Raw genomic sequence first — 18,615 nt, forward strand, 5'->3', positions numbered from 1 at the left:
CGCGGTCTCAGACAGGCTCCGAGATGCGCTTGTACTGGTCGGGGCGGCGATAGAGCTCGAAGTTGAAATTCACCTTCCGGCAGGTCTCGATCAGATCGAGATCGGCGCGGTGGACAATGACCTCGTCGTCGAGCGACATCGCCTGCGCGGCGATCTCGCCGGTCGGCGCGATGATGCAGGATCCGCCGATCAGCGCTTGCCCGTCTTCCAGGCCCGCCTTGGCGGCGGCGCCTATCCAAAGCGTGTTCTGGTAGGCGCCGGCCTGCATCGGCAGATGATTGTGGAACATTCTCAGATGCGCCAGCGCCGGCGCCTCGTCGAGCAGCAGCGGCGTGTTGTAGCCGAGCAACGCCACCTCGGCGCCGTTGAGGCAGAGCATGCGATAGGTCTCCGGCCAGCGGCGGTCGTTGCAGATGGCAAGCCCGACGCGCACGCCGCGATAGTCGAACACCGGAAAGCCGAGATTGCCCGGTTCGAAGTAGCGTCGTTCGAGATGCGTGGTCGTGCCTGCTTCCGGCTCGCTCGAACCCGGCACATGCATCTTGCGGTAACGGCCGATGGAGGCGCCATCCGGCCCGACCAGATCCATCGTGTTGAAATGGCGCCTGCGACCCTCTTCATGCGCCAGTTCGCAATAACCCAGCGCGAACCCGACCTTCAGCCGCGCGGCGGCATCGTAGAGCCGCTGCGTCTCGGGTCCTGGCATCGAGACTTCGAAGAAGGCATCGATCTCGGCCTGGTCGTCGATGCGCGAGCGCGGAAAGAATGTGGTCAGCGCCATTTCCGGAAACACCGCGATCTCGGCGCCGGAAGCCGCTGCCTTTTCGAGCAGATGCACCAGCCGCGCGACTGTCTCGGCGCGCGTGGCGCTGCGCTGGATCGGTCCGGTCTGGCAAACGGCGATGGTCAGGCATCGAGCCATGGTGTCCAATCCTCGACTGGTTTTCCCAAAAGCGCCGGATCGGCTGCGGCGCGCGCCACGAAGCGCCCGAACCCCGGTTCGGCCTGCAGCTTGCCGTCGGCGACCACCGGCACGCCGCGCACCAGGACGGTGGTCGGCCGGCCGGTGACGACCTTGCCCTCATAGGGCGTGAAATCGACGTGCGAATGCAGCGCCTTGTGCCCGAGCGTCCAGCGCGCAGCCGGATCCCACAGCGCGAGGTCCGCGTCGAGCCCGACGGCGATCCTGCCCTTGCGATCGGCGAAGCCGTAGATCGAGGCGGCGTTGCGCGAGGTGAGGTCGAGATAGCGCTCGAGCGTCAGGCGGCCTGTGAGCAGCCCTTCCGAAAACAGCAGCGGCAGGCGTGTCTCGATGCCGGGAATGCCGCTCAGCGTCGTCGTGAAACCGGGTGTTTCGGAGCGGCCGATCTTGTCGGCGAAATAATATGGCGAATGGTCCGAGGACCAGAGGTCGATGCCGCCGTTAATCAGCTCCTGCCACAGATGCTCATGGCTGCGCGGCGAGCGCGGCGGCGGCGAAAAGACGAAGCGCGCCGCATCGATCGCCGGGCGATCGAGATCGGCAGCCCCGAGAAACAGATATTGCGGACAGGTCTCGGCGATGGCGTCGACGCCGCGCGTCTTTGCCCGCGCCACTTCCTCCGCCGATTGCCAGGAGGAGACATGCACGATGGTCATGCGCGCGCCGGTCATCTCGGCGAAGGCTAAAGCGCGATGCGTCGCCTCGCGCTCCATCGTCTCGCTGTGGGCGACGACATGATAGCGGATATCGGTGCGGCCGAGATCGATGAGCCGCTGTCGCGTGCGCCGGATCGCGGCGTCATTTTCGGCATGGACCATGACGATCCAGCCTAGTCGTCTCGCCGTATCGAGCACTCGGAAGAACAGGTCGTCGTCGACGGCAAAACCCTGATAGGTCATGAACAGCTTCACCGAGGAGATGCCGCGTACCGCAAGCGCCGCAAGTTGCGCCTCGACATCGGCGCCAGTGCCCATGGTGACCACGGCATGCAGCCCATAGTCGATCACGGGACGCCCCGCCGCGCGCTGCAGCGCGCGGTCAATGGCGCCGATGGTGGTCATGTCCTGCCCGGGCATGCCGAACGGGACGATGCAGGTGGTGCCGCCAAAGGCCGCGGAGATCGTGCCGGAATAGAAATCGTCGGCATTACCCGCGCCGCCCCAGACCGGCTGGTCGAGATGGCAATGCGCGTCGATGCCACCGGGCATCACCCAGCTGCCGCCGGCGTCGATCGATTTCCCCCCGGTCAGGCCTTTGCCGATCGCGGCGATGCGGCCGTCGTCGATGCCGATGTCGCACTCGGCCCAGCCGTCGTCGAGCGCCACGCGCCCGCCTTTGATCACCAGCTCATGCATTGGCGTCCCCTGGCCGGCCGGCTCATCCGACGGCCGCCGTCACCATGATCTCGACACGGTACTGGTCGCCGGCAAGCCGCGCTTCCACCGTGGCGCGCACCGGCATGGCGCTCCTGTCGATCCAGGCGTCCCAGGCCGTGTTCATCATCTCGAAATCGGCGATGTCGCGGAGCCAGATCTGGACGCTGAGCAGCTTCGACTTGTCGCTGCCGGCCTTGGCCAGAAGCGTATCGATCTTGGCCAGGATCTGCTTGGTCTGGCTGGTGGTGTCGCCGGAAAGATCATCCGCGGTCAGGCCGGCCACATAGACGGTGCCGTTGTAGCGGAGCACCCGGCAGAAGCGCTGGCCGTTTTCGAGGCGTTCGATCGTCATGATGTTCCCTTCCGCTGGGTTCCAGATCCGGTTTTTGCCTATGGTAAGGAGGGTGCAAAACCGCTGTAAAGCCCGCGACGCGCCGAGACGCCGCTTTCCTTTGCCGGCATGGCCAAAAAAATTTAAGCCATAGCCGCGTCAATCTTCGTTTGTGGCAGCCACTATAAAGTGTAGCTTCAGCTCGGGCTGCCGTCGGTCAACGGTGCCGCCAGGGAGCCGCCGCAGCCGCATTCATGAGGTCGATCGCTCAATCCGCGATGAGGCTTTGGCAAAATGCTGAGCGCTCCCGCGCCATGCTGCCGATCATGGTCGGCGTCTGCCTCGCTTGCATCGGCAGCGCCATGCTGACCACCGCCGTGTCGCTGCATCTCGGCAAGCCCGGCATTTCGCCCCAGGTCGTGCAGATCGTGCTGACCGCCTATCCCGTGGGCTTCCTCGTCGGGTGCCTGGTCACGCGCCCGGCTGTCGCCCAATACGGCCACGAGCGCACCTTCGTCGCGATCCTTGTGCTGGCGCTGCTGGCCGCTTCAGGCTTTGTCTTCACCGACTTCCTGCCGAGCTGGATCTGCTTCCGCCTGCTCGGCGGCATGGCGATGGCGTCGTTGTTCGTGGTCTGCGAAAGCTGGATCAACCTCTACGCCGAGCACCACAATCGCGGCGCGTTGTTTTCGCTCTACATGCTGACGACGGCGATCGCCGTGCTGCTCGGACAACTCCTTGTCGGCCTGGTCGGTCCGCAATCGCCGCATCTGTTCCCGGTCGCAGCGGCGACGGTGCTTCTGGCGTTGATCTCCAAATTCATCGGCGGACGCTGGCCGGCGCTGCCGGCCAGCGATCCGGAGCACGCAAGTTCGGCGAGGCCGGTCAAGCGCCTCGGCCCGCTGGCGCTCTTTCGTCTGGCGCCGGTGACGGTCGTGGCGATCTTCCAGGGCGGCATCACCAACATGAACATCTTCGTGCTGACGCCGATCTACGGCACGCAGATCGGGCTGTCGGCGGCAACGACGGTCGGGCTGGTTACGACCATCAGCATCGCCGGCATGCTGGCGCAGACGCCAGTCGGCTGGCTGTCGGACAGGTTTGAGCGGCGAATCATATTGCTTGTCCAGGGCGTCCTGTCCGTCACGCTCTGCGCTGCGATCGCCTGGCTCGGCAATTTTTCGGTGCCGCTGCTCTTCGTGCTGTTCTTCCTCTATGGCTGCACGGCGCTCACCGTTTATCCCGTGGCGATGGCCTTCGGCGCCTCGCAATTGCACAGCCGGCACATGGTCGGCGCTTCCGGCACGCTGCTCCTGCTCTATTCGATCGGCAATGTCGCGACGCCCGGCATTTCCGCCGGCCTGATGGACCGCATGGGCGCGCCGGCCATGTTCCTCTTGCTCGGCGGCGGCGCCGTGCTGGTGACGATAGCTGCCTGCTACAATCTTTTACGCCGGCCGGTCATCGCGCCGACGATGCAGGCAGCCGAGGAGCAGATCTGATGACGGATGCAATGAACCGCATGAAGGGCAGCGTCATTCTCATTGCCGGCGCTGCCAGCGGCATCGGTGCGGCGATTGCACGACGCTGCGCTGCCGAAGGCGCAAGCGTCGTCTGCGCGGATTACGATCTTGAGGCTGCGACGAAGCTTGCCGAAGCGCTTGGCCCTGCCGCGGCCGCTTGCCAGTGCGATGTGACGAACATCGAGTCCGCCGAAGCGGCCGTCGCGTTCGCCCGGCAAAAATTCGGCCGGCTCGACGGGCTGGTGCACAATGCCGCGGCCCCCTCCACCAACGCCACCGTCGTCGATCTCGATGAAGGTGCGTGGCGGCACGAGATCGATATCGGCCTGACCGGCGCCTTTCTGATGAGCAAGTTCGCCGTGCCGCTGATCGCCGCAAGCGGCGGCGGCTCGATCGTCTTCATCGGCTCGCAATTCGGGCGCGTCGCCACGACCAAGGCCGTCGCCTATTGCGCTGCCAAGGCCGGGCTGATCCACCTTGCCAAGGCGATGGCCGTGGACCACGCGCCCGACAAGGTTCGCGTCAACAGCCTGTCGCCCGGCGCGGTAGCCACGACCCGCCTGCTGCGCCGGTTCGCCGATTTCGAGGCCGCCAATGCCGGCCTTGGTCCCGCCCATCTGCTCGGCCGCATCGCCGATCCTGACGAGATCGCCGCGGCGGCGGCTTTCCTGCTTTCCTCGGATGCATCCTTCGTCACCGGATCCGACATGCTCGTGGACGGCGGCTATGCGACGCGCTGAGCCCGTATTTTCAAAGGAGTTCCCATGACCCTGCTCGTCACTGGCGGCACCGGCTTCGTCATGAGCGTGGTTGCGCGCGCTTGGCTGGATCGCGACCCTCTGGCCCGCGCCGTGATCCTCGACCGCTCCGGCCTCGACGCAGCCGCTGAAAAGCATTTCGCGCCGGTGCGCGACCGGCTGACGGTAATCGCTGCCGATATCCTCGACCCGCAAGCCTGGTCCGCGACGCTCGACCAGCAAGGCATCACGGCAATCGTCCACGGCGCGACGATCACGCCGATCTCACGCGGCAGTGCTTCGGAGGCCAAGCGCCAGCCGGAGGCCGAGGATCCGGCACGCATCGTCGACGTCAATCTGATGGGCACCGTGCGCATGCTGGAGTGGGCGCGCGCGAGGCCCGGCCTCAAGCGCTTCGTCTATGTCAGTTCCGGTTCGGTCTACCGCCACAACGGGCCCGACTGGAGTAGCGAGCCGCTGCCGGAAGACGGCTATGTCGCGCCGCTGACGCTCTACGGCATCTCGAAATTCGCTTCCGAGATGGTCACCAACCGCTATGCCGACCTGTTTAACCTGTCGGCGGTCTCGGTGCGGCTTGCTTCCGTCTACGGGCCGATGGACCGCGCCACCGAGAGCCGCAACTTTCGCCATGTGCCCAACCGCGTCGCGCATATGGCTCTGGCCGGCGAGACGATCAGGCCGAACAGCCTGGAGCCTGTCGGCGACTATGTCGCCTCGACCGACGTTGCCGCAGCGATCCTCGCGCTGATCGACGCGCCGCACCTCAATTACCGTCACTACAATATCGGCTCCGGCTCCAGCCAGACCATCGGTGAGATCATCGGTTGGGCAAAGGAACGCGTGCCGGGGCTGAAGGCCGAGGTGACATCAGGAGAAGACGCCAACATCGTCCAGGACGTGGCGCTGAAAGGCGGTATGTGGGGCGCCTATGACATCGCCCGCATCCTGCGCGACACCACATGGCGGCCGCGTCCCGGCAAGGAAGCCTTCCATGCCTATATGGACTGGATCGCCGCCAACGAAAGCTGAGGAGAGTACCGATGCCGATCGATCTCCAGCATGCCCAGCCGCGCGACTTTGTCGGCTATGGCCCGCATCCGCCCTTCGTCACCTGGCCGGGCGGCGTGAAGCTCGCTGTCAACCTCGTGCTTAACTACGAGGAAGGTTCGGAATACAACTGGCTGGATGATGGCCGCAACGACAATTGGGGCGAATACAATCTGACCAGCAGCCCGCCGGTGCGCGATCTCGGCACCGAGACGCATTTCGAATATGGCAGCCGCGCCGGCGTCTGGCGCCTGGTGCGCCTCTTCGATCGCTACGACATTCCGGTCACCTTTTCCGCCTGCGCCGTGGCGCTGGAGCGCAACCCGCCTTTGGTCGAGTGGATGAAGAGCCGCCGCCAAGACCTGATGGGCCATGGCCTGCGCTGGATTGACTACACGATGATGGAGCGCGGCGAGGAAGAGCGTCACCTGCACGAAGCCATCGCGCTTTACGAGAAGCTGCTCGGCAAGCGGCCGCTCGGCTGGAACTGCCGCTCGCTGCCCAGCGTCAACACGCGCGACCTTCTGGTGAAGGAAGGCGGCTTCCTTTACCACTCCGATCCCTGCAATGACGACCTGCCTTATTTCCTCGACCACCGGGGCACGGAGATACTGGTCGTCCCCTACTCCAAGACGCTCAACGACAGCCGCTATCTGGTGGCTCCGGGCTATAGCAATCCCCGCGACTTCGCCGAGGACTGCCGCTCGGCCATCGACTATATGCTCTCCGAAGCCGACGAGACCGGCGGCCGCATGCTGACCATCGGCATCCACGCCCGCTGGACGGGCCAGCCCAACCGCGCATCGGGTCTACGCGAGGTGATCGAGCATGTCCAACAAAGCGGCGGCGCCGCCTTCATGCGCCGCGAGGACATCGCCCGCTTCTGGCATGCGAACCATACCCGCATCGAACAGCGCGGCTGAGCGATGTTCGAAACGCTGATCCGCGGTGGAACGGTGGTGAATGCCGAAGGCATCAGCCACAGCGATATCGGAATCGCCGCGGGCAAGGTCGCCGCAATCATCGCGCCCGGCGAAGCCGCCGAAGCCAGGATGGTCGTCGATGCCTCAGACTGCTTCTTGCTGCCAGGTCTGGTCGATGCGCATGCACATCTGCGCGACCCTGGCCTGACTCAAAAGGAAGATTTCTCCTCCGGCACGCATGCGGCCGCACTCGGCGGCGTGACGACCGTGCTCGACATGCCGACCGACGAACCGTGGACGGCCACGCCAACGCAACTCGCCGACAAGATGGCGATCGCCGAAGGCCGCATCCATGTCGACGTCGGCCTGCAGGCCGTGATCAGCCGCGACCTGTCGCTCATCCCTGGCCTGCTTAGCCTTGCGCCGGTGTCGTTCGAGCTGTTCACCGCCGACGTGCCGGACGCCTTCCTCTTTGCCTCGCTCGACGCGGTCGCCGAAGCGCTCAAAGCTTTTGCCGGTGCCGATACGCTGATCGGCATTTCACCCGGCGATCAATCGATCCTGAACGGCAGCGCTACGCGCGACCGCTCGGGCGCCATCGCCGCCTTTCTGAACAGCCGGCCGCCGCTGGCCGAAGCCAACGGCATCGCCCGCGCCCTTGTCGCCGCGGCCTCGGCGGAGGCAAAAATCCACGTCCGGCAGATCAATTCCGAACTGGGTGTCGAGACCTGGAGCCGGCTGCGCGGCATGGCCGACGCCAGCGTCGAGACGACGCCGCAGAACCTGTTCTTCACAGCGCAAGATTACGAAGCTCTGGGCGCCAATCTGAAGGCTTCGCCGCCCTTGCGGTCGCCGCATGACGTCGATGCGCTGCACGCTGCGCTCGGCGCGGGACTGATCGACATCGTCGCCACCGACCATGCTCCGCACGCACCGGCCGAGAAGGCGGCGCCTTATGCGGCTTTCGCTGACATTCCGGGCGGCATGCCGGGATTGCAGACGCTGCTTCCCACCATGCTGAAGCTGGTCGATGACGGGTTCATCGCCCTCCCGGATCTGGTGCGCATGTGCTCTCGCAATCCGGCTGAGCGCTTCGGCCTCGGCCGACGCAAAGGCCGCATCGCCGCCGGCTACGACGCCGATCTGCTGATCCTCGATCCGCACCAACCCAGCACGATCGCCAATGCCGACCAGGTGTCTCGGGCCGGCTATACGCCCTTCGACGGTTGGGCCGTGAAAGCGCGCCTGACCAACGTCTTCCTGCGCGGCCGCGAGATCGTGCGCGCAGGCAGGCTGGTTGGCCCGGCGCAGGGAAAGATCGTCACCCGGGAGAGCTGAACACCATGGCCTTGCTCGCAGGTAAAACCGTCATCGTTACCGGAGCGAGCTCCGGCATCGGCCGTGCCATCGCGCTGAAATTCGCGGCGGAGGGCGCGAGCGTCGTCGTTGCCGACATGGTGGAGCAGCCGATCGAGGACGGCGAGAGCACCACCGACATGATCCGCTCGGCCGGCGGCGCTGCAATCTACGTCAAGACCGACATATCCGACTGGAGTGCCGTCGATGCGCTGGTGGGCGCAACGGTTGCGCGGTTCGGTCGCCTCGACGTGATGGTCAACAATGCCGCGATCTACACCAGCACCAACCTGATCGAGACCACGCCGGAACAGTGGAACCGCGTCATCGGCGTCAACCTGACCGGGTTCTTCTACTGCAACAAGCGCGCCGTCACGCAGATGCTGACCCAGGCGCCGGTCAATGAGGTGCGCGGCCGGATCATCAACATCTCCTCGCAGCACGGCATGGTTGCCTGCCCCGGCGATTTTCCCTATTCGGTGAGCAAGGGCGGTATCGTGCAGATGACGCGCCAGATCGCCGTCGACCATGCCGACGACCTGATCGTCTGCAACGCCATCGCGCCGGGCAAGATCATCACCGGCAAGCCGGGCGTCGCCAACGATCCTGGTGCGCTCGAGTATTCGCGCCGGCGCACGCCGTGGCCGCGGCTCGGGCATCCTAACGACGTGGCGGGCGCGGCGCTGTTCCTGGCCAGCGATATGGCCAGCTACGTCACCGGGATAAACCTGATGGTTGACGGCGGCTGGATGGCCGGCTGACGAGTGATTGCCGGGCCGCTCTGGCAACCAGGCACGGGATGACGCCTGACGAATACCGGGCGAAGTGGGGACTGGCGAAGGACTACCCTAATGATTGCCCCAAACTATTCGGCCGCCCGATCGGAATCTCGAACTAACGAAGGAAAGCGTCCGGCCTCGAGTTTCTAGGGCGTGGGCAAAGCGCGGGCAAGCCGTGGGCGAAGCCATTTTTTTCGCAATGAAATCAAAGGTCATGGTGGGCCCGGAGGGTGTGAGGTCGTCAAGCAAAATCAATGGCTTACAGGATGGTTAGCCAACCCATATCCTTCGTATCGTCTCGTATGGTCTGGCGAACCGGATAAGAACCCGAAATGAGCCACCTTCTTATTCGCTAATCGTAGGTCGAAGGTTCGATTCCGGGTTCACCACTTGGGCTCGCTATAGTCTCACCTGACGTTGTTAAGGTCGGTATTCCGGGCAACACCGCCCTATCGCTCACTGAAAATCCTCGTGTCAGTGGTTCGAATCCGCCTCTGGGCACCATCCCCTCTTCTCCTGATAGTCCCTTTCGCTGAAGCTTCTACGCCGCAGCCTCTGCAACCGGCTGAAATTGTTGGTCTTTTCGGGTCAGTTCGCGAATTTGAGCGCGGTTGGGCCGTTTCGAGCGCATTTGGTCCAACGGCGGGTGGGGATGGTATTTCCGTTGGTATTGGACATCCTGATGGTATCGAGACAGCCAAAGGAGATCTGATAAATGGCCCTTTCCAACGTGAAATGCCGGAACGTCCGGCCCGCTTCCAAACTCACGAAATTATCTGACGGTGGCGGGCTCCAGCTATGGGTACAGCCAACGGGATCTCGCCTTTGGCGGCTCGCATATCGCTTTGACGGCAAGCACCGGCGCGCGCCTCCGTGAAGTCGATGCTTGATGCCCAGCTTTCCGCTTGTTGATCGCAACATAGACGTGGGTGCGTCGAAGTTCTTGATTTATGGCGGGCAAAGATCAGAAGCTCTCCAGGATGGCTCCGTATCGCTCGGCCCTACCTTTTGAACGGCGATTTAGCCATTAAAGCTACCAACGCGTCCCCTGGACCGCACGACACGTGCAATTACATACAGTGGCAAATCCTAATAAGGAAAAATACGCCCACTCCATAAGGGATGACGAGAAGTCCGAGGGCGATCCAATAGCCCGGCTGCGCTATTGCCGCGAAATCTGAGCGAAGCTGTTTCATTGCCATCAAACGATGCGCCAACATCGTTGTTCCAGGGGGGCAACGGTCCGAGCGCAACATGACGTTCCCGATTTTTGCCAGCAATGGAACATGTTCTTGAGTTTTCAATTCGTGGCAGGATCAAAAAGCAGTGGAGATGTTGGTGGCTCCTTTAACGCCAGAGCAGGTGACGGCGGCTCGGGCCCTGTTGAACTGGTCTCGGGTCAGTCTCGGGGCCAAGTGCGATTTGAGCGAGGTGGATATTCGCGAATTTGAGCGTGGTGGCCGTCTCCCCTCGCCAGAAAAGCTGCTTGCCGTGCGCCAGGCATTCCGGGCCGCCGGTATCGTGTTTTTCGGCCAGGACAGCTCGGGCAAGCCTGCCCTCCGATTGCAAATACCGGCTCTTGTTCCGATCATCAATCGTAGTGATGGCGGGGCTGGGACAGTCGGCAACAGCGAAATGTAGCCGCTCTTCATCCCGATCGGGGCGAGCGGCTCGGGGAAATCGCCTCTCAATTAGGTCGAGGTAGCATTGCAAGCCTGCCGCAGCCGCAAACAGCCGAGCTTGCCAACGCTATGGTCCGACCTGTCGCGGACATTTGGTGCGGCCAGTGATCCAAACTGGTTCCGCTGCCCGGCGTCCTTACAGGCCAGCGGTCTTGGTCGGCTACAAACCTCTTCATGAAGGAGGAACAAAGCAGCCGGCTGTCAGTTCGGTAACATTCAACAAATTGTTCCGGATCATGGCTCATCGTCGGTTTTCGTTGCTAGCTTTGGGCCTTCTGGTCTTGGCGTTTGGCTCGACGCAGCAAAACGCCGCTCACGCGCAAGCGCCCTGCCCGGCCGATCACGACAAGCTGCTTTCGGCCTTGAAGGCCAACGTCAAGGCGAGCGGCGGCCCCGCGAATGGCGGCTTCGAGACCAATGAATGGGCGGCAATCGTTGCCCGCGACGGCACCGTCTGCGCCGTTGCCTTCAGTGGACCCACGGCCGATGCGCAATGGCCGGGCAGCCGGCTGATCGCGGCCGAGAAGGCCAACACGGCCAATGGCCTCAGCCTAGTGAACATGGCGCTGTCGACAGCCAATCTCTATGCCGGGGTGCAACCAGGCGGACCGCTGTTCGGTCTGCAGACCACCAATCCCGTCAACCAGGCAGCGGCTTACACAGGCGACCCCAAGACGTTCGGCAGCGCCAACGATCCGCTGATCGGCGAGCCGATCGGCGGCGTCGTCGTGTTCGGCGGGGGCCTGGCTCTCTACGACGGCAAGGCGATCGTCGGTGGCCTCGGGATCAGCGGCGATTCCTCCTGCGCTGACCACAACGTCGCCTGGCGCGTTCGCGCCGCCCTGGGACTCGATAAGGTTCCGGCGGGCGTCAATCCCAACCGCAAGGATGCCATCGTCTACGATCTTGATCCCGGCGGGAAAAGCGCCTCGGGCTGGGGCCACCCGCTTTGTGCCGGGCACGAGGCCGATATAGCGGCGGAAATCGGTTCCGGCGTCGGAGGTTCGACTCCGAAATGAAGCAAGCAGCGCAACCGGCGCGATCCTGCGGAGACGCCCCCATGACCAAGCGCTCGTCGGCGCCCCGAAAACATTCTCCGTGCGCCCTTGCAGCGATGCTGTTGGTCTGCGCCCCCTTGCTGACAGCCGCTTCGGAATCGCCGCCGGCACCCGCGATCTCACCGCCTGCCGCGGCCGCGCCGCCCGATGACGGGCAATGGACGATGCCCGCCAAGAACTACGCCTCGACCCGCTATAGCGAGCTCGCCGAGATCAACGAAGGCAACGTCAATAATCTGCAGGTCGCATTCACCTTTTCCACCGGCGTGAACAAGGGCCAGGAAGCGGCGCCGCTGGTGGTCGGCAGCACGATGTACATCGTGAGCCCGTTTCCCAACATCGTCTACGCGCTCGACCTTTCCAAGTCTGGCGCGCCGATCAAGTGGAAATACGAGCCCAATCCTGAGCCTGCCGCGCAAGGGGTTGCCTGCTGCGATGTCGTCAACCGCGGTGCTGCCTTCGCGAATGGACGCATTTTCTTCAACACGCTCGACGGCCACACCATCGCGCTCGATGCGAACACCGGCCAGCCGGTCTGGAACGCGCATGTCGGCAACATCAATATCGGCGAAACCATCACCATGGCGCCGCTTGTGGTGAAAGGCAAAGTGCTGGTCGGCAATTCCGGCGGCGAGATGGGCGTTCGCGGCTGGGTCAAGGCGCTCGACGCTGGCGACGGTCATGTCGTCTGGACGGCTTACAACACCGGCCCCGACAAGGAGGTGCTGATCGGCCCGGACTTCAAGCCGCATTACGACATGGACAAAGGCAAAGATCTCGGCGTCTCGACATGGCCGCCGGAGGCCTGGAAGATCGGCGGCGGCAATATGTGGGGCTGGATTTCCTACGATCCGGATCTCAATCTTATCTTCCACGGCACCGGCAATCCCGGCCCCTGGAATCCCGATCTGCGGCCCGGCGACAACAAATGGACATCGGGCATTTTCGCGCGCGATCCCGATACCGGAGCGGCGAAATGGTTCTATCAGTGGACCCCGCACGATCTGCACGATTATGACGGCATCAATGAGCAAATCCTGCTCGACATGAACTGGCAGGGCAAGCCGCGCAAGGTGCTGGTCCGGCCGGAACGCAACGGTTATCTCTACGTCCTTGATCGCACCACCGGCGAGGTCCTGTCCGCAAAGCCTTATGGCCCCGTCAACTCCAGCAAGGGCGTGGATCTCAAGACCGGCCGCCTGATCGAGAACCCGGACAAGCTGACGGGCACCGGCAAGGTCGTCCGCGACATCTGCCCGACCGCGTCGGGCCTCAAGGACTGGCAGCCTTCCGCCTTCTCTCCGAACACCGGCCTGCTCTACATCCCGCACAACAATCTGTGCATGGACGAAGAAGGCGTCGAGGTGAACTACATCGCCGGCACGCCCTACGTCGGGATGAACGTCCGCATGATCCCGGGGCCGGGCGGCAATCGCGGCGCCTTCACGGCGTGGGATATCGCGGCCGAAAAACCCGCCTGGAGCCTCAAGGAGAATTTCCCGGTGTGGAGCGGCGCGGTCGTCACCGCCGGCGATGTGGTCTTTTATGGAACGATGGAAGGCTGGTTCAAGGCGGTGAGCGCCAAGACCGGCGACCTGCTCTGGCAGTTCAAGACCTCGTCCGGCATTATCGGCCAGCCCATCACCTATCGCGGCCCGGACGGCCACCAATACGTCGCCATCTTGTCCGGCGTCGGCGGTTGGGCAGGCGCCATCGTTTCGGGCGACCTCGACCCGCGTGATGCCACCGCCGCGCTCGGTTTCGTCAATGCGATGAAGGACCTGAAGAACGCGACCACGGCGGGAGGCACGCTCTATGTGTTCCGGCTGCCCTGATGTGTTCGGTGTGATCCACAGCGTGGCGCGGAAGGCTTTCCCGCCGATAGCGCTCGGCATCACCGCGCTCGCCTTGCTGCTCTTTCCGGCGACGGCCGGCGCTCGTGAACTCAGGGTCTGCGCCGACCCTAACAACCTGCCCTTTTCCAATGCAGCCGGACAGGGATTCGAGAACAGGATCGCCGAAATCATCGCCGCCGATCTCGGCGCGAAGCTGACCTACACCTGGTGGGCGCAGCGCCGCGGCTTTGTGCGCAACACGCTGAAGGCGGGCCTCTGCGATCTCGTGCCCGGCACGCCGGCCAATCTCGAAATGCTGCGCACCACAACTCCCTACTACCGATCGTCCTATGTCTTCGTGACCCGTCAGGACGGTCCCGACGTGGCCTCCTTCAACGACCCGCGGCTGCGCGACATGCGCATCGGCGTTCAACTCATCGGCGACGACGGGGCCAACTCGCCTCCGGTCCAGGCGCTCGGCCGCCGCGGCATCGTCGGTCACTTGGTGGGCTATCCGGTCTATGGCGATTACTCCGCCCCCAATCCGCCGGCCCGTATCGTCGAGGCGGTAGCGAGCGGCGAGATCGACCTAGCCGTGGTATGGGGCCCGCTTGCCGGCTATTTTGCCCAGAAGCAGAAGGTGCCGCTCCGGATCACGCCGGTTGCGCCTCGCATCGACGGACCGCAATTACCCATGATCTACGATATTTCGATGGGCGTCCGGCGCGAGGACGACGCGTTGCGCGGCGACGTGAACACTGCCTTGGCCAAGCACAAGGCCGAGATCGACGCATTGCTGGCGCAGTATGGCGTGCCGCGCCTCGATGCTTCGGGGAGCCCGGTGCGATGAGGTGCGCTGCCGCTATGCTTGTTCCTGTGGTGCTGATGCTCGTCGCCTGTCAGCGCGAGGAGCGGGATACGCGCCCGCAATCGGCCCTCGGCTCGGGCGAGCAGCCGACGCCGGTGACAACGCTGGAACCCGGCGGGCAGCGGCCCTCCCCCACAGACAACAAAGCGGCGAGCTTCGAGGCCAATGCCTTTCATCTGAGCGAAGGCAAGCGCCTGTTCGGCTGGTTCAACTGCTCAGGATGCCATGCCAATGGCGGCGGCGGCATGGGCCCGGCGCTGATGGACGAAAAGTGGATCTATGGCAGCTCGATGGAAAGCATCCATGCCACGATCCGCGACGGGCGGCCGAACGGAATGCCCAGCTTCCGCGACAAGGTCCCGGACGACCAGATCTGGGAGCTTGCGGCCTTCGTTCGCTCGTTGAGCGGCAACGCGCCCTCCTCCGCCGCGCCTTCCCGCAATGATGACATGATGGCGCACCCGTCGGAAAACCGTATGCCGAATGCCGCCACGCTGGGGAAGTCGCCGTGAAGCGCTTCGCCCCGATTGCGTTCGCGATGGCAATCGCCCTGTTTCTTCAGGGATGCGCTGGCTGGCAATCGGCGCTCGACCCGAAAGGTCCCGCGGCAAGTGAGCTCGCATGGCTGATCTGGTTCTTCACCGGCCTGTGCGCGGCGGTGTGGGTGCTGGTGATGATCGCCCTTGCCTTGCCATTGATGATGCGTCCACGAGAACGCGCCGAGCCGCTTGTAATCGACGCCGATGCCGACAACCGCAAGCTGCGCGTGGTGTTGACCGCCGTAGCGCTGACCGCGGTGATCCTGGTCGGGCTCACCTTGCTCAGCTTCTTTGCCAACAGGACGCTTGCCGCGATCGGTTCGGACGCCGCGCTGACCATTCGCGTCACAGGTCATCAATGGTGGTGGGAGGTCCGCTACGAGGATGCCACACCGAGCCGCATCCTGACCACGGCGAACGAGATCCACATTCCAGCCGGCGAGCCGGTGCGGCTTCTTATCACCTCGACCGACGTTATCCATTCCTTCTGGATCCCGAGCGTTTCCGGCAAGCTCGACCTCATTCCCGGCCGCATGAACGTGCTCGATATCAAGGCGGACAAGCCCGGCGTCTATCGGGGCCAATGCGCCGAGTTCTGCGGCGCGCAGCACGCCAACATGGGCACCTTCATCATTGCCGAACCGCGCGAAAAGTTCGACGCCTGGTGGAACGATCAGTTGGAACCGGCCGCCGCGCCAATGAGCGACGAGGCCAAGACCGGCGAGGACCTCTTCCTAAGACGCCCCTGCGTTATGTGTCACAAGATCGGCGGCACCCCCGCGGGCGGAACGGTCGCGCCCGATCTCACCCATGTTGCCAGCCGGCAGACGCTCGCGGCCGGAACATTGACGATGAGCCGCGGCAATCTCGCCGCCTGGATAGCCGACCCACAGGGCGTGAAGCCTGGATCCCACATGCCGGTGGTCGATCTCAGCGGCGACGAACTCAACGCCATCGTTGCCTATCTCGAGGGGCTGAAATGAGCAGCGCCGATATCACCAGCGAACGCGATCTGCCGCCCGAAAGTGAAGCGTCCGCCAAAGGCGATATCGCCCCCGAACGTGACGGACCGCGCGACACCGGCTTGGACGATGCCAGCCTGCATCGGTGGCTGGCGCGGACGTGGCGCACGCCTCCCGGTATCATCGGCGCGCTGTCGAGCGTCGACCATAAGGTCATCGCCCGCCGATACCTGATCACCGCCTTCCTGTTTCTGTGTTTGGGCGGCCTCAACGCCGTTGTCATGCGCATCCAACTCTCGGGTCCGCGGCGCGGCCTGATCGGGCCGGATCTCTACAACCAGCTGTTTACGATGCATGGCGTCACCATGATGTTCCTGTTCGCTGTGCCCATCGTCCAGGCGACAGGAATCTATCTGGTGCCGTTAATGGTCGGCACCCGCAACATCGCCTTTCCGCGCCTCAATGCCTTCAGCTATTGGGTCTATGTCTCAGGAGGCCTCTTCGCCTGGGTGTCCTTCGCCCTCTCGATGGCGCCGGATGTCGGCTGGTTCGCCTATGTGCCGCTGTCCGGGCCGGAATACGCTCCAGGCAAGCGCGCCGACGTCTGGGCGCAGATGATCACGTATACAGAGGTATCATCCCTGGCGGTCGCCGTCGCGACAATCGTCACCGTGTTCAAGCAGCGGGCACCCGGCATGTCGCTCGACAAGATCCCGCTCTACGTCTGGGCATTGCTGGTCACGTCCTTCGTCGTCGTCTTCGCCATGCCGGCGGTAATGGTCACCTCGACCTTCCTGATCCTCGACCGGCTCGTCGGCACGCATATCTTCAACCCGGCGGAAGGCGGCGACGCGCTGCTGTTCCAGCATCTTTTCTGGTTCTTCGGACATCCCGAAGTCTACATCATCTTCCTGCCGGCGACCGGCATGGTGTCCGCCATCATCCCCGCCTTCGCGCGGCGCCCGGCCTTCGGTCATCTCGGGCTGGTTCTGTCGCTCATCGCGGTCGGTTTCCTGTCGTTCGGCCTCTGGGTCCACCACATGTTCGCGACCGGGCTGCCGAAACTGGGGGCCAGCTTCTTCACCGCGTCTAGCATGATGATTGCCATTCCCAACGGCGTTCAGATCTTCTGCTGGCTGGCGACTCTCTGGGACAGCAGACCGGTGATCCGCACGCCGCTGCTGTTCGTCTTCGGCTTCTTCTTCATCTTCGTCATCGGCGGCCTCACCGGTGTCATGCTTGCCTCAGTGCCGCTCGACCTGCAGGTGCACGACACCTATTTCGTCGTCGCTCACTTCCATTACGTGCTGATCGGCGGCTCGGTCTTTCCGCTGCTCGGAGCTGCCTATTTCTGGTTTCCCAAAATCACCGGCCGCATGATGAGCGAGCGCCTCGGGCGTTGGCACTTTTGGCTGGCGATGGTCGGCTTCAACGCGGCCTTCTTCCCCATGCATATCGTCGGCCTGTGGGGCATGCCGCGCAGGGTCTACACCTATCCGGCCGAGCTCGGCTGGGGGAACATCAATTTCTTCATCAGCGCCGGCGCGGTGCTCTTCTTCCTGAGCTTCGTGCTGTTTGCCTTCAACCTCGTCCACAGCGCATTGAGGGGTGCGCCTGCCGGCGACAATCCCTGGGACGCCGGCACGCTCGAGTGGGCGACGTCCTCGCCGCCGCCCAGCTACAATTTCGCGCGCATTCCGATCGTGACGAATATCGAGCCGCTCTGGGCCCAACGCGAGGCGCTCCCCGTCGCGACCGGGCTTCGCGTCGACGTGCGCGAGTTGGTCGTCTCGACGGTGGCGGAAGCCCATCCCGACATCCGCGAGAAATCTGCGACGCCGTCGATCTGGCCGCTGCTGGCGGCCATCGCCGTGGGCGGCACCTTCCTCTACTCGATCTTCACGCCCTGGGCGATCGTCTGGGGCGCCGCGCCGATCGCCGTCACCTTGATCGGATGGTTCTGGCCCAAGGGCGATCCGGAGGACGAGGAATGAACCAGCGTCCCGCGATGGATCTTTCCGGCCTCCCGACCTTTGGACACGGCCCGCGCAGCCCGACCTGGTGGGGCACGCTTGGCTTCATGGCGTTGGAGGGCACGGGCTTTGCGCTGGCCGCCGGCGCCTATCTCTATCTCGCGACCTTGTGGCCCAACTGGCGCCTAAGCGCTCCACAGCCCAACCATTGGCCGGGAACGATCGTGACGCTGCTTCTCATCGCCAGCCTGATTCCCAACCACATACTGAACGGCTACGCCAAGCAATGCGCTATAGGACCGGTGCGGATCGGCATGGTGGTGATGTCGCTGCTCGGCATAGCGCCGCTCGTCGTGCGCTGGTTCGAATTTCCCGCGCTGAACATCTACTGGGACACGAACGCCTACGGCTCGATGCTGTGGGTACTGCTCGGTCTCCACACCACGCATCTGATCACCGATGTCGGCGACACGATCGTTCTGACCGTGCTGATGTTCACGCACCATGGCTACAGCGGCCGGCGCTTCGGCGATGTCGGCGACAATGTCTTCTACTGGGACTTCGTGGTCCTCACCTGGATCCCGATCTACCTGCTCATCTACTGGCTACCGAGGTTGGGCTGA

General features: G+C 63.8%; 17 protein-coding genes and 2 pseudogenes. 16 read left to right on the forward strand and 3 right to left on the reverse strand.

The window, feature by feature from the left end:
- Positions 1 to 7 precede the first annotated feature (7 nt).
- The 3 genes from LB535_RS14970 to LB535_RS14980 are packed head-to-tail and all read right to left on the reverse strand — an operon-like array spanning position 8 to position 2,710.
- Positions 8 to 922 carry a nitrilase-related carbon-nitrogen hydrolase gene (locus LB535_RS14970; protein ID WP_224632759.1) on the reverse strand — a complete coding sequence of 305 codons (915 nt, stop codon included), beginning with the start codon at positions 920 to 922 and terminating at the stop codon, positions 8 to 10.
- Positions 907 to 2,337 (reverse strand): dihydropyrimidinase, encoded by a 1,431-nt coding sequence (gene hydA, locus LB535_RS14975; protein ID WP_224632760.1) that lies wholly within the window; start codon positions 2,335 to 2,337, stop codon positions 907 to 909. The genes LB535_RS14970 and hydA overlap by 16 nt, the downstream gene beginning before the upstream one ends.
- Positions 2,338 to 2,359: 22 nt before the next feature.
- Positions 2,360 to 2,710 (reverse strand): RidA family protein, encoded by a 351-nt coding sequence (locus tag LB535_RS14980; RefSeq protein ID WP_095768554.1) that lies wholly within the window; start codon positions 2,708 to 2,710, stop codon positions 2,360 to 2,362.
- 293 nt (positions 2,711 to 3,003) lie between these two features.
- On the opposite strand from LB535_RS14980, the gene LB535_RS14985 reads away from it, so the two are divergent.
- The 16 genes and pseudogenes from LB535_RS14985 to LB535_RS15060 all read left to right on the forward strand — a co-directional run bounded on the left by LB535_RS14985 (position 3,004) and on the right by LB535_RS15060 (position 18,615).
- Entirely contained in the window at positions 3,004 to 4,191 is a 1,188-nt protein-coding gene (locus tag LB535_RS14985; RefSeq protein ID WP_224632761.1) for an MFS transporter, read from the forward strand.
- On the forward strand, positions 4,191 to 4,952 hold the full coding sequence (locus tag LB535_RS14990; protein ID WP_140839273.1) for an SDR family NAD(P)-dependent oxidoreductase: 762 nt from the start codon (positions 4,191 to 4,193) through the stop codon (positions 4,950 to 4,952). The genes LB535_RS14985 and LB535_RS14990 overlap by 1 nt, the downstream gene beginning before the upstream one ends.
- Positions 4,953 to 4,976: 24 nt before the next feature.
- Positions 4,977 to 5,999, forward strand: coding sequence for an NAD-dependent epimerase/dehydratase family protein (locus LB535_RS14995; protein WP_224632762.1), 1,023 nt, complete (start codon positions 4,977 to 4,979; stop codon positions 5,997 to 5,999).
- Positions 6,000 to 6,010: 11 nt separating this feature from the next.
- The gene (locus tag LB535_RS15000) at positions 6,011 to 6,940 is read left to right on the forward strand and encodes a polysaccharide deacetylase family protein (RefSeq protein ID WP_224632763.1); all 930 of its coding nucleotides are present in this window, start codon (positions 6,011 to 6,013) and stop codon (positions 6,938 to 6,940) included.
- 3 nt (positions 6,941 to 6,943) lie between these two features.
- Positions 6,944 to 8,278 carry a dihydroorotase gene (locus LB535_RS15005; RefSeq protein ID WP_224632764.1) on the forward strand — a complete coding sequence of 445 codons (1,335 nt, stop codon included), beginning with the start codon at positions 6,944 to 6,946 and terminating at the stop codon, positions 8,276 to 8,278.
- 5 nt (positions 8,279 to 8,283) lie between these two features.
- Complete coding sequence (locus LB535_RS15010; protein WP_224600540.1) at positions 8,284 to 9,057, forward strand: SDR family NAD(P)-dependent oxidoreductase; 774 nt, start codon at positions 8,284 to 8,286, stop codon at positions 9,055 to 9,057.
- A 26-nt stretch (positions 9,058 to 9,083) separates the two neighbouring features.
- Positions 9,084 to 9,225 (forward strand): annotated as a pseudogene (locus LB535_RS15015) (MucR family transcriptional regulator); the annotation flags it as partial.
- Between the two features lie 565 nt (positions 9,226 to 9,790).
- Positions 9,791 to 9,937 (forward strand): annotated as a pseudogene (locus LB535_RS15020) (Arm DNA-binding domain-containing protein); the annotation flags it as partial.
- A 470-nt stretch (positions 9,938 to 10,407) separates the two neighbouring features.
- The gene (locus LB535_RS15025) at positions 10,408 to 10,716 is read left to right on the forward strand and encodes a multiprotein-bridging factor 1 family protein (protein WP_224632891.1); all 309 of its coding nucleotides are present in this window, start codon (positions 10,408 to 10,410) and stop codon (positions 10,714 to 10,716) included.
- Between the two features lie 322 nt (positions 10,717 to 11,038).
- A complete protein-coding gene (locus tag LB535_RS15030) occupies positions 11,039 to 11,776 on the forward strand; it encodes a heme-binding protein (RefSeq protein WP_224632765.1) in 738 nt (245 codons plus the stop codon).
- Positions 11,777 to 11,817: 41 nt separating this feature from the next.
- Positions 11,818 to 13,650: a methanol/ethanol family PQQ-dependent dehydrogenase gene (locus LB535_RS15035; RefSeq protein ID WP_224632766.1), complete on the forward strand. Its 1,833-nt coding sequence runs from the start codon at positions 11,818 to 11,820 to the stop codon at positions 13,648 to 13,650.
- Positions 13,631 to 14,500: a substrate-binding domain-containing protein gene (locus LB535_RS15040; RefSeq protein WP_224632767.1), complete on the forward strand. Its 870-nt coding sequence runs from the start codon at positions 13,631 to 13,633 to the stop codon at positions 14,498 to 14,500. The genes LB535_RS15035 and LB535_RS15040 overlap by 20 nt, the downstream gene beginning before the upstream one ends.
- The gene (locus LB535_RS15045; RefSeq protein WP_224632768.1) at positions 14,497 to 15,030 is read left to right on the forward strand and encodes a c-type cytochrome; all 534 of its coding nucleotides are present in this window, start codon (positions 14,497 to 14,499) and stop codon (positions 15,028 to 15,030) included. The genes LB535_RS15040 and LB535_RS15045 overlap by 4 nt, the downstream gene beginning before the upstream one ends.
- A 26-nt stretch (positions 15,031 to 15,056) precedes the next feature.
- Positions 15,057 to 16,040 (forward strand): cytochrome c oxidase subunit II, encoded by a 984-nt coding sequence (gene coxB, locus LB535_RS15050; protein WP_224632892.1) that lies wholly within the window; start codon positions 15,057 to 15,059, stop codon positions 16,038 to 16,040.
- Positions 16,037 to 18,013, forward strand: coding sequence for a cytochrome c oxidase subunit I (ctaD, locus tag LB535_RS15055; RefSeq protein ID WP_224632769.1), 1,977 nt, complete (start codon positions 16,037 to 16,039; stop codon positions 18,011 to 18,013). Before coxB ends, ctaD begins: the two co-directional genes overlap by 4 nt.
- Complete coding sequence (locus tag LB535_RS15060) at positions 18,010 to 18,615, forward strand: heme-copper oxidase subunit III (RefSeq protein ID WP_224632770.1); 606 nt, start codon at positions 18,010 to 18,012, stop codon at positions 18,613 to 18,615. Before ctaD ends, LB535_RS15060 begins: the two co-directional genes overlap by 4 nt.

Source organism: Mesorhizobium sp. CA10, from assembly GCF_020165285.1.
Taxonomy (GTDB): Bacteria; Pseudomonadota; Alphaproteobacteria; order Rhizobiales; family Rhizobiaceae; genus Mesorhizobium.